Annotated in this window: 12 protein-coding genes; 7 read left to right on the plus strand and 5 right to left on the minus strand. The window is 34.2% G+C overall.

Going from position 1 to position 11,725, the window contains the following annotated elements; genetic code table 11:
- Positions 1-161 precede the first annotated feature (161 nt).
- From amaB to ACNQF6_RS01475, 3 genes are all read left to right on the plus strand, one after another.
- Positions 162-1,715, plus strand: a complete 1,554-nt coding sequence (gene amaB / locus ACNQF6_RS01465) for an L-piperidine-6-carboxylate dehydrogenase (RefSeq protein WP_121364136.1) — start codon at positions 162-164, stop codon at positions 1,713-1,715.
- A gap of 86 nt (positions 1,716-1,801) precedes the next feature.
- Entirely contained in the window at positions 1,802-2,866 is a 1,065-nt protein-coding gene (locus tag ACNQF6_RS01470; protein WP_417962577.1) for a HipA domain-containing protein, read from the plus strand.
- The gene (locus tag ACNQF6_RS01475; RefSeq protein ID WP_417962579.1) at positions 2,863-3,522 is read left to right on the plus strand and encodes a hypothetical protein; all 660 of its coding nucleotides are present in this window, start codon (positions 2,863-2,865) and stop codon (positions 3,520-3,522) included. The genes ACNQF6_RS01470 and ACNQF6_RS01475 overlap by 4 nt, the downstream gene beginning before the upstream one ends.
- 193 nt (positions 3,523-3,715) lie before the next feature.
- Here ACNQF6_RS01475 and ACNQF6_RS01480 read toward each other — a convergent pair whose 3' ends face one another.
- Positions 3,716-4,213, minus strand: a complete 498-nt coding sequence (locus ACNQF6_RS01480) for a DUF6646 family protein (protein ID WP_417962581.1) — start codon at positions 4,211-4,213, stop codon at positions 3,716-3,718.
- 43 nt (positions 4,214-4,256) lie between these two features.
- Positions 4,257-4,982 carry a metallophosphoesterase family protein gene (locus ACNQF6_RS01485; protein ID WP_417962583.1) on the minus strand — a complete coding sequence of 242 codons (726 nt, stop codon included), beginning with the start codon at positions 4,980-4,982 and terminating at the stop codon, positions 4,257-4,259.
- A gap of 422 nt (positions 4,983-5,404) precedes the next feature.
- Here ACNQF6_RS01485 and ACNQF6_RS01490 point away from each other — a divergent pair, with 422 nt between their 5' ends.
- Complete coding sequence (locus ACNQF6_RS01490; protein ID WP_417962585.1) at positions 5,405-6,181, plus strand: alpha/beta fold hydrolase; 777 nt, start codon at positions 5,405-5,407, stop codon at positions 6,179-6,181.
- 10 nt (positions 6,182-6,191) lie between these two features.
- On the opposite strand, the gene ACNQF6_RS01495 is transcribed toward ACNQF6_RS01490, so the two are convergent.
- The 3 genes from ACNQF6_RS01495 to ACNQF6_RS01505 all read right to left on the minus strand — a co-directional run bounded on the left by ACNQF6_RS01495 (position 6,192) and on the right by ACNQF6_RS01505 (position 9,084).
- Complete coding sequence (locus ACNQF6_RS01495) at positions 6,192-7,331, minus strand: ATP-binding protein (RefSeq protein ID WP_417962587.1); 1,140 nt, start codon at positions 7,329-7,331, stop codon at positions 6,192-6,194.
- 75 nt (positions 7,332-7,406) lie between these two features.
- The gene (locus ACNQF6_RS01500) at positions 7,407-8,162 is read right to left on the minus strand and encodes an SDR family NAD(P)-dependent oxidoreductase (RefSeq protein ID WP_417962589.1); all 756 of its coding nucleotides are present in this window, start codon (positions 8,160-8,162) and stop codon (positions 7,407-7,409) included.
- A gap of 49 nt (positions 8,163-8,211) precedes the next feature.
- Positions 8,212-9,084 (minus strand): aldo/keto reductase, encoded by an 873-nt coding sequence (locus ACNQF6_RS01505; RefSeq protein ID WP_417962591.1) that lies wholly within the window; start codon positions 9,082-9,084, stop codon positions 8,212-8,214.
- Positions 9,085-9,296: 212 nt separating this feature from the next.
- Here ACNQF6_RS01505 and ACNQF6_RS01510 point away from each other — a divergent pair, with 212 nt between their 5' ends.
- The 3 genes from ACNQF6_RS01510 (at position 9,297) to ACNQF6_RS01520 (ending at position 11,702) form a co-directional block, all read left to right on the plus strand.
- Entirely contained in the window at positions 9,297-10,301 is a 1,005-nt protein-coding gene (locus ACNQF6_RS01510) for an AAA family ATPase (RefSeq protein ID WP_417950833.1), read from the plus strand.
- Positions 10,302-10,381: 80 nt separating this feature from the next.
- The gene (locus tag ACNQF6_RS01515) at positions 10,382-11,245 is read left to right on the plus strand and encodes a DUF58 domain-containing protein (protein ID WP_099714078.1); all 864 of its coding nucleotides are present in this window, start codon (positions 10,382-10,384) and stop codon (positions 11,243-11,245) included.
- 97 nt (positions 11,246-11,342) lie between these two features.
- The gene (locus ACNQF6_RS01520) at positions 11,343-11,702 is read left to right on the plus strand and encodes a four helix bundle protein (RefSeq protein WP_282742023.1); all 360 of its coding nucleotides are present in this window, start codon (positions 11,343-11,345) and stop codon (positions 11,700-11,702) included.
- The last annotated feature ends 23 nt before the right edge of the window (positions 11,703-11,725 follow it).

Here is an 11,725-nt window from a genome sequence, read left to right on the forward strand (position 1 = left end):
TAGGAGCTAATCCCGCTATCCGTTCTATCCACGCCAAAAAGCGTGGGATGCCACTACTATCGAGGCTATAAAAAGTAAAATAAAAGTAGCAAAGTTTAGTTTTTCACGTTAAATCAATATATTTGTAAAAAAATATAACAATTTTTAATAAAAAAGTTACAATGATAACAATAGCAGATCAATTCGGAATGAAGGAAGCATTGGCGCAATTGGGTGTAAAAGCCATAAATGAAGGAACATCAACCGGGATAAACCATTTTTCAAATGGGGAAATTCTTGAAAGTTATTCACCAGTTGACGGTCAGCTAATAGGTACTGTAAAAACAACAACGGCTGCTGATTATGAGAAAGTAATGCAAACCGCTACAGAGGCTTTTAAAACTTTCAAAGTAATGCCTGCGCCACAACGAGGTGAAATCGTTCGTCAGTTTGGTGAAAAATTACGTAAAAACAAAGAAGCTTTAGGCAAACTAGTTTCCTACGAAATGGGGAAATCATTACAAGAAGGATATGGCGAAGTTCAGGAAATGATAGACATCTGTGATTTTGCAGTGGGATTATCGCGTCAATTACACGGATTAACAATGCACTCCGAACGTCCGGGTCACAGAATGTATGAGCAATACCACCCAATGGGAGTTGTAGGAATCATTTCTGCCTTCAATTTTCCAGTTGCCGTTTGGGCTTGGAATACGGCTTTAGCCTGGATTTGTGGCGATGTTTGTGTTTGGAAACCATCTGAAAAAACACCACTTTGCGGAATTGCCTGTCAAAATATTATTGCCGAAGTAATCAAAGAAAATAACCTTCCGGAAGGAATTTCCTGTTTGATAAATGGAGATTATAAAGTGGGTGAAATGATGACTAACGATAAGCGTGTGCCATTGATTTCTGCAACGGGTTCTACTCGTATGGGGAAAATTGTTGCGCAAGCAGTTGCAGGTCGTCTTGGAAAATCATTATTAGAATTAGGCGGAAACAATGCTATCATTGTAACTCCGGATGCTGATATCAAAATGACGGTCATTGGTGCTGTTTTTGGTGCGGTAGGAACGGCAGGACAACGTTGTACATCAACACGTCGTTTGATTATTCACGAAAGTATTTATGATAAAGTTAAAGATGCAATTGTATCAGCTTACAAACAATTACGTATTGGAAATCCTTTGGATGAAAATAACCATGTAGGTCCTGTAATTGATAAGCATGCTGTGGAAATGTACAATAAAGCATTAGAAAAAGTTGTTGCCGAAGGTGGGAAAATTCTCGTGGAAGGTGGCGTACTTTCTGGTGAAGGATTTGAAAGTGGTTGCTACGTAAAACCAGCAATTGCAGAAGCAGAGAATTCTTTCGAAATCGTACAACATGAAACTTTTGCGCCTGTTTTATATTTATTGAAATATTCAGGAACTGTTGAGAATGCTATCGCAATTCAAAACGGAGTGGCGCAAGGACTATCATCCGCTATTATGACTAATAATTTGCGTGAAGCAGAACTTTTCTTATCAGTAGTAGGTTCTGATTGTGGAATTGCAAACGTAAACATAGGAACTTCTGGAGCCGAAATTGGAGGTGCTTTTGGAGGTGAAAAAGAAACTGGAGGCGGAAGAGAATCAGGTTCTGACGCTTGGAAAGTATATATGAGAAGACAAACGAATACTATCAATTACACTACAAGTCTACCCTTGGCACAAGGAATCAAATTTGATTTGTAAGTTTTAGAGTAAAATAAATTTTATAAAAACGCTTTGTCTTAATTTAGATAAAGCGTTTTTTTATAAATTAGATAAAAAAATAATTTATGACCGATTTAGAAGCAACATTTACAGACATCTCAAGTTGGCATAAGAATGTTCATTACAGTACCGGAGGTAGTAGAAGTAAATATATCACTTTGCATCCTGATACAAATGAAGAATATTTTTTTAAAGGTTCAAAAGAAACACTTACTGGGGAAATTAAATTCCCAATGGAATTTTGGTCTGAAATTATTTCTTCTAAAATTGGACAAATTTTAGGTTTTCCAATGTTAGATTATAATATTGCTTATGATAGTAAACACAAGCAAAAAATTGGATGTCTTTCAAAATCCATGGTTTTTGGTGCTAAAAATAAATTGACAGAAGGGGTCTCTTATTTAACTGGATTTAATCCTCAATATAATCCTGAAATAGATAAAAAAGACTACACCTTTCAATTTATTTGTAAAGCGCTAAATGAATTTTCATTAGGGAATTACATTGAAAATATTATTGAGATTATTGTTTTTGATAGTATCATTGGGAATTCAGATAGACATCAAGAGAATTGGAGTGTATTATCTACTTACGAACAAGATGAAGATATTGTCGAAGAACAAACTTCTAGTGCTTTTGATAAAATTAAAAACAAAATTAAAAAATTATCTAATAATAGTTCTAAAGAAGAAGTGAAGATTCATATTAATATGAACTCTAAATATTTGACGTATACTTATAATTATCAATTTGCATTTATTTATGATAGCGGTTGTTGTTTAGGAAGAGAACATACAGATGAAAAAGTTTTAAAAATGCTTGGTGATTCTCAAATGATAGAAGCATATGTTAGGAAGGGTGAATCTGAGATTCATTGGGAAGGGAATGCTAAAAAAAGGAAGCATTTTGAACTTATAGAATTATTGTTAGAATACTATCCAACTGAAACGAAAAGGTTTATAGGTAGAGTTAAAGAGAAATATGACTCCGATGCAATAGAAGATATAATTGAAAAAATTGATATAAATGTTCCAACGGATTTAATTAACTTTAAATTATCGGAAACTAGAAAACAATTGATGTTTAAATTGGTAACTTTGCGCATTGAAAAATTAATCAAATATTTATGAAAGCAATAGGAAACATACACCTTATCTGGAGACCAGGTAAAGGCAGTAGAAGAATTTCTGTTGGTACTATTAAAAAAAGTGCCTCAGAAGGAATCCGCTTTCAGTATAATCAGGATGGGGTTGAAGAAGCCAAGAAGTTAGGTTTTGTACATTATGAGGGTTTTCCAGATACAAGTAAAGATAAGATTTATACGGAAAATGTAATTGAAATTTTTGGTCAAAGATTAATGCGTAGTGAGAGACCTGATTTACAAGATTTTTATGATTTTTGGAATATTGATTTAAGTAAAAGAGAAGATAAATATTATATGTTAGCTTTTACTCAAGGACTATTGCCGACAGATAATTTTGAATTTTTGGCTCATTTTAACCCAGTAGAAAATTTATCTTTTGTTACTGAAATAACTAATTTATTAGAAAGTCAAATACCTTCAGACAAGGTTACTGTTGGAGATGGTTTAAGATATGAATTAGAACCGAATAATCAATACGATAATAAAGCTGTAAAAGTCTTTAAAGAAGATTTGTATCTTGGACGTATTAAACTAATTCACTGTAGTGTATTCCATAAAACAAATAAACAGTTTGATTTAATCGTTCAAGGAACTGAAAAAAATGGCGTACTAAAACGAATCTTTGTTAAAGCAAGTCTTTAATTTATATTCTTAGAATAATTATACTACAAGTCTGCATTGGCACAAGGAATCAAATTTGATTTGTAACAACAAAATATATCAAACTAAAAAAGGCAATTTGAATATTTCAAATTGCCTTTTTTTAGTAATAAAGATTTCTTCGTGAACTTTGTGAAAAAATCGTTATGCTCTTTGTGGTTAAGCTTAAATCGTTCTACAAATTGAAAGATGCCCCAATATTAAACGTAAACTGGTTGTTCAATTTATCAAAACCTACGGCATCCGTTTTATAAGTGGCGATAGGAATTCCAGCTTCGGAGAAAATACCAAAACCTTCCGTAAAGAAATAACGGAATCCTAAATGCGCACCAAAATTTCGTAAACCTAAATCCAATCCTGGGTAAACATCCATTTTTGGATCAAATTGAAAAACATTTCCCAAGTTTGCATTAAATCGTGCCTTAGCATCTATTCTGTCTCCAAAATCAGGTTTGGCTCCTGAAAGATCATTAGAAACGGATAACAAATAAGAAGTTACAAATCCGAATGACATGTTTTCACCAAGACCAAAATCAGAAGAAACACGAATTCCAGAACCTCCGTTTTGAATGTTGGCTCCAACATCAAATTTAACGTCACCTTTTCCTTTGAAAGCCTGTGCATTGATCAAGCCAACCGTTAATAGCAATGCTAATGTGGTAATCTTTTTCATACTTTTATTTTTTTAAGTGGGTGCAAAAGTAGTTCAATAAAATCTAATTTCTTCCCTTTTCATCAAAATACAATTGGTTCAGAGGTTCACTTTGCCAGAATTCCTTGGTGTCAACATCCATAATCGTTAACGGACCTTTGAAAGCTGCGCCGGTATCCACATTCCAAACATTTGCTTTTTGAATCGGGGTTGTTTCGCCTATTCGGGTGACAGGCGTATGGCCAATATAAATTTCATTGTATAAAGTAAAACGTTTTGGATAGAAAAGGTCATCCTTTTTTAAAGTGCGGTCTAATGCCAAAGCCGTTTCCCATAAGGTTCTGTCCCAATAAAAAAGCCCGGGAAAATATTCAAAATCGACACCGTTCATATTAGTAAAACCAGCATGAACAAACAGACGACGTTGCTCATCTAGATGAAAATTTTCTAATGATTTCAAGAATTCAATATGCTTTTGCTTCGTTTCTGCGCTAACGGATTCGTAGGCCAAAACAGTCGCTTCACCACCATGTTTATACCACAACAGATTGTCTTTACTTTCGTCTAGCCATTCCAGCAATAAATCATCATGATTCCCGCGTATGCACACACAGTTCTGTTTGGTTTTCAAATCAATTATAAAATCGAGTACTTGAGGAGATTGGCTCCAACCATCAACATAATCTCCCAGAAAAATCAAGGTGTCGTTTTTAGTAACGTTGGCTCTCTCCATGATTTGGTGTAATGCTCGCAAACCACCGTGGATATCGCCTATAACAAGTTTTCTCATGTACTGAATGTTCTTTATTAGAATAAAAACAGCTAAAAATTAATGCTATTTTCAAGTCATAAAATTAAGTAAAAGAGAGGTTAAGTAGGCTTTTTTAACTTATTTTTTTTAATAAATTAAAAGTAGCGGTATTTTAAAGATTGTAATTTTTATTTAAATTTCAATAGAAATTTCTTCGAAATGGTGTTTTAATCAATGAACAAAATATCACTGTTTTTGGTGATGGTTTTTTTTGTTTTTTAAGATTAACTTTACAAGAAATTAAATCTCTCGAAAATGAGTGCACTTCTTGCGTTAACGTTACTTTTGGCTAAAATGATCTGTGAGGTTTTAAAAGAATTATTAGCTTTGATTTAGAATTATAAATAAATACTTTCTTTTTCAAAACCATTTTTTCAATCAGATAAATGCTCAAAATTCACATGAAAGTATACCTGCAAATATTGTTTTGTTTTCTGGTGTTAAGTTGTACGTCTAATAAAAAAGCAACAAATACCAAAGTCGATAATCAAGAATTTGAGGTCAAGTCAGATAGCGCCAATTGGCTGGATAGTTCCAGAAACAGATTAATTCCGGTAGCGTTTTATTTGCCAATTGTAAATAATAAAATCAGAAATCAACAGCTGGTAATTGTGAGTCACGGATATGGAGAAAATAAACCTGGCGCAAATAAATCGTATTCATACTTAACAAAAAAATTAGTATCCAAAGGCTATTTTGTAGTGAGTATTCAGCATGAATTACCAACCGATGATTTGTTGCCTTTGACAGGAATTCCTCAAGTTGTGCGACGATCAAATTGGGAAAGAGGAGCAGAGAATATCCTATTTGTTCTGAATGAATTGAAAAAAATAAAACCAGAATTAGATTTCAAACATGTAAACTTAATTGGACATTCTAATGGAGGTGATATAACAGTTTTGTTTGCTCATAAATACCCAAATTTGGCAGATAAAATAATTTCTTTAGACAACCGCAGAATGGAATTACCCAGAACTTCTCAGCCTAAAATCTACTCGCTTCGTTCCAGCGGCCAGTCTGCTGATGAGGGAGTTTTGCCTACTGTTGCAGAGCAGAAAAAGTTTGGGATAAAAATCATTAAACTCCCGAATACCATTCATAATGATATGAATGACAGAGGAAATAAAAGGCAGAGAAGAGAAATTAACACCTTTATAATGGATTTTCTTAGGGAATGAAATAGTGTACTTACTGCACATCATATTTCATTTTTCTCAAAATTCGCAACGCTTCTTTAAACGATAAATATATGGGTATGAAAGGTTTTAAAAGCACTTTGGCATCAATCAGTTTTTGCTTGGCTTCTTCAAAACCGTTGAGGTAACAAATCATAAAAGTGGAAGGTAAATTCTCTAAATCTTTGTGCTCCCTCTCGGACAATGAAAGTCCTTTTTGAAGTTTTTTCAGCAAAGCAATATTAGCATTGTAAATATGGAATAACATTTTTTTGTTGAATTCCGGCGGATGAAAAAGCATCTCTCTTTCTATTTTGTAATAGCCATTATCATGAAAATGAATCGTTTGTTTTTCTAAAGGATAATAGCTCGTTTTGTCGTTTAAACCCAAAGGAACATATTCAATAATCGTAAAAGTATCTTCATCAAAAGTGATTTCGACCACATCTTGAGCCGAATAAAATAGCTTGATTTGTTCATTGATCAATTCGATATCTACGCGTGATAAATACGTTTTATCACGAGATTTTTTGGCAATACCTGCCCAGCATATCACAAATAATTCTTTGAATACTTTGTACTTTGGCGCCATATCCTTGTGCCGAAAATTCATGAAGTCAATCACGCCATCGAGTGTGTATTCGATGCTGTTTCGGGAGTTATTTTCGATGCCAATTACGGTTTCCGTATTCTGGTAATTCTTTTCAATTTCGCCTTCTACCGGCATTGTGTTACTGCCTCGCCGTATAAAAATACTGTTGGCAGGAATCGTATGAATTCCTTTTTTGAAATGGGAGGTTTTGCTTTTTGGCTTGACCGTAACCAGTCCAATGACTTTATCTTTTGGCAAATTTGGAAATGGTACATTTTCGTACTGAATTTTGGGAGGATTCTCCAGATAGGCATTCACTAAATTCTGAATCCGACTGTCGTCAAAAAAATCATCGCCCACAATAGTATTGTCCTGGTCTTCAACACCCACGACGATATAGGAATTGTTTGTAGGATTCGAGTTAGACAGTGCGCAAATGTGTTTTAAAAATTTTGCTTTTCCTTCCCGTGTATGTAAATTCAACTGACGCTTTTTATCATAAAAACTACTCTCATCATTGTGAGCAAGCAGATTCTTGATAAGAATACGTTTGTTGATCATCAGTATTGATTGTTATATTTTTTAGACAGTTGGATTCTTAGACTTTCTAAAAATCCAACAATCTAAAAATCCAATTTAAATATCTCTTTTTAAAATAGTCGCTGCGGCTTGTGCTGTTGGCAACACCATCAAATCGGCAATATTTACATGGTACGGTCTGGAAACTACAAAGTGAATAATATCAGCAATGTCTTCTGGATGTAATGGCTCAAAACCTTTGTAAACATTGGCGGCTCTGTCTGCATCACCTTTGAAACGCACTTCGCTAAATTCCGTTTCTACGGCACCCGGATGAATGGCGCCAACACGTATCCCATAAGGATTCAAGTCCATCCTCATGGCTTGGTTCAAGGCGTCAACGGCATGTTTGGAGGCACAATAAACGTTTCCGTTTGGATATACTTCTTTTCCGGCGATGGAACCAATGTTGATAATATGACCTGATTTTTGTTCAATCATTTGTGGTATTACAGCTTTCGAAACATATAAAAGTCCTTTGACATTGATGTCAATCATGGCGTCCCAATCATCTAAATCTCCGTTTTGAATGGGATCTAAACCATGCGCATTTCCTGCATTATTAATCAAAACATCAATCGAGGAAAAGGCTTCTGGGATGGAATTGATACTTTCAAAAACCGCTTTTTTGTCTCGAACATCAAAGGATAATGTATACACTTCCGTAAATACTGAAAGTTCTTTTTTGAGTTCAATTAATCGGTCCTCACGGCGTCCACAAAGAATAATTTTATAGTTGTTTTTAGCTAATATTTGTGCTGTTGCTTTACCAATTCCGCTGGTTGCTCCGGTCACTAACGCTGTTTTAGTCATGATTTTTTTTCTGTTTTATATTCTAAAGTTTCTGTATTTAACACTATTCCTAGGCTACATCATTCCCCATGCTTTCTGTCCAAATGGCAAACCAATCTTCTTTGTCTAATTCTAATTCTACGGCTTTCATCAATGATTGAATTCGGGCCACATTTACGGTTCCTGCAATAGGAATAACTTGCGCCGGATGTTTTAAAATCCAGGAAAGCAAAATCGTATCAGAGCCCAAATGGTATTTTGAAACCAAGGTCGCCAGTAATTTTTTCAATCGTCTGGTTTGTGGAATATCTTTTCTAAAAACGGATCCCAGTGGATTCCAAGACATCGGTCGAATGTTGTTGGCTTGCATGTAATCAAAACTTCCATCAATCATAGGCTCGAAATTAGTGGCCGAAAATTGTACTTGATTGTACAAAACTTCTGTTTTTTGACGAATCAATTCGGTTTGTGTAGCAGTGAAATTAGAAAGTCCAAAATCAATAATTTTCCCATCTGATTTTAGTTTCAAAACCGCTTCAGCAATTTCATCGGCTTGCATTAATGGGCTAGGTCTGTGTAGTAAAAGAACATCTAAATAATCGGTGTGTAGTTTTTTTAAGGAGTTTTCAACAGACCAGATTATGTAATCCTTTGAATATTCATAATGTTTTATAGTGTTGACGCGGTTTTCCGTGACCATTTGGATACCACATTTGGATATTAATTGCATTTTTTCTCTGGCAATTTTACTCGAGGCAAAGGCTTTTCCAAAATCAGATTCGGTGGTATAATCACCATATATATCGGCATGATCGAAAGTAGTAATTTTGTTTTCTAAACAGACATTAATCATGTTTTCCATTTCTTTGGTATTGAGATTTTTATCCCATATTCCCCAATTCATGACACCCGCTACAATAGGCGATAATTTTGTTTTATTCATGGTTTTTATTTTTTATTGAAATTCATTAATCTGCTATTTCAAGGTATATTTTTCAAAGTTCTTAAAAATATAAAAATTGTATCATAATTAGTCCTTAAAATTAGCGCTTTTGTCGAAGTTTTAACCATTTTTTAACATCTTACTTCTAAAAAAAAATTCAATTTGCACCATCAAAACGAGGGCATTAAATTCAAGGTTTTAAAAATAATAAAATGGAAGAAAATACAGCGACTTTAGACATCAGAGCAATCAATGAAAAAATAGAAAGAGAGAGTGCTTTTATAGACCTTCTCACAATGGAAATGAACAAGGTTATCGTAGGTCAAAAGCACATGGTAGAGCGTTTGTTAATTGGACTTTTGGGTCAAGGACATATTTTATTGGAAGGTGTTCCCGGATTAGCAAAAACATTAGCGATAAATACTCTTTCGCAAGCCGTTCAAGGATCTTTCAGTAGAATACAATTTACACCAGATTTATTGCCAGCCGATGTTGTGGGAACAATGATTTACAATATTAAGTCAAATGAATTCTCGATAAAAAAAGGGCCAATTTTCGCTAATTTCGTCCTTGCGGATGAGATTAACCGTGCTCCTGCCAAAGTACAATCGGCATTACTGGAAGCCATGCAGGAAAAGCAAGTGACTATTGGTGATACTACTTTCAAATTAGACCGACCATTCTTGGTGTTGGCTACTCAAAATCCAATTGAACAAGAAGGAACATATCAATTACCTGAAGCTCAAGTCGATCGTTTCATGTTGAAAACAGTTATTGATTATCCAAAAATGGAAGACGAGCGTTTAGTGATTCGTCAAAACCTAAAAGGAAGTTATGAAAAAGTAAATCCTGTGGTTTCAGTAGAACAAATTTTGCGCGCTCAAGAAGCAGTTCGTGAGGTTTATATGGATGAAAAAATAGAAAAATACATACTTGATATCATTTTTGCCACACGTTATCCAGAGAAATATAAATTAGCTGATTTGAAACCATTAATCAGTTTTGGAGCGTCGCCACGTGGAAGTATCAATTTGGCGAATGCCGCAAAATGCTACGCTTTTATCAAACGTCGCGGCTATGTAATTCCAGAAGATGTTCGTGCGGTAGTTCATGATGTGTTGCGTCACAGAATTGGAGTTACCTACGAAGCAGAAGCAGAAAATATTACTTCAGTAGACATCATTAACAAAATTGTAAACGAAGTAGAAGTACCCTAAAAGTGAATAGTAATAAGTGAATAGTAATTAGCCTTGGTTGGTTACTATTCACTATTCACTAATTACTAATTACTAAAGAAATGGATACAAAAGACCTCTTAAAAAAAGTACGGAAAATAGAAATCAAAACCCGAAGATTGAGTGATCACATCTTTTCGGGAGAGTATCATACGTCTTTCAAAGGACGTGGAATGACGTTTAGTGAAGTGCGTCAATACCAGTACGGAGATGATATTCGTGCGATTGATTGGAATGTAACTGCACGGTACAACGAAGCGCACGTAAAGGTTTTTGAGGAAGAACGCGAATTGACCATGATGTTAATGGTTGATATTTCAGGTTCAGAAAGTTTTGGTTCGAAAAATCAATTCAAGAAGGATATCGTGACTGAAATTGCTGCAACGATGGCTTTTTCAGCCACTCAAAACAATGATAAAATAGGTTTGATTTTGTTTTCGGATGAAATCGAATTGTACATTCCGCCAAAAAAAGGAAGATCACATGTACTTCGAATCATTCGGGAATTGATAGAATTTCAGCCTAAAAGTCGTAAAACAGATATTGCTCAAGCCTTGAAATTTTTATCAGGAACCCAAAAAAAGAAAGCGATTGTGTTTGTAATTTCTGATTTCATGTCGGAAGATTATGAGCAAACATTAAAAATAGCATCCAAGAAACACGATATAACTGGGATTCGCGTGTACGACATTCGAGAAGAAAAAATGCCGGATTTAGGTATGGTTTCTATGCTTGACGCCGAAACCGGAGCAATTGAATTGATAAATACCGGTTCGAAAGCAGTGCGAATGAATTATGAAAAACAGTACCACGATAAAGTAAACTATTTTAAAGAAACATTCAGTAAATCAGGTTCAGGTGTTGTAAACACTAGAGTTGATGAAAGTTATGTGACGAAATTGCTTAGTTACTTTAAATCGAGATGATGATTTCAGATTTTTGATTAACGATTTTTGATTTCAGATTTTGTAGAAGTGGGAAATAGATTTTTAAACGGGTAAAATAAAAATATAAACTTAATAAGTGAATAAGCAAGAATTAGAAAATAGATTGATAGATTTTGCTGCAACAATAATAATCGTTGCAAGCAAATTTGAAAAAAACTATGCTGGGAATCATCTTGCTGGGCAAATAATTAGATCTGGAACTTCTCCTGCTTTAAATTATGGAGAGGCACAAAGTGCAGAAAGCAGTAAAGATTTTATTCATAAAATGGGCATTTGTTTAAAAGAATTAAGAGAAAGCTTTGTTTGTTTAAAAATTATTGAAAAATCAAATTTAACGTCCGATTTAACAAATCTAACTATTGCAAAAACTGAGGCTAATGAGCTAATTTCTATTTTCGTATCAAGTATTAAAACAGCTAAAACAAATCTGAAATAAATTTAGATTTTTGATGAAAAGCG

Origin of the sequence: Flavobacterium pasteuri (genome assembly GCF_048286615.1) — a bacterium.
Lineage (GTDB): Bacteria > Bacteroidota > Bacteroidia > Flavobacteriales > Flavobacteriaceae > Flavobacterium.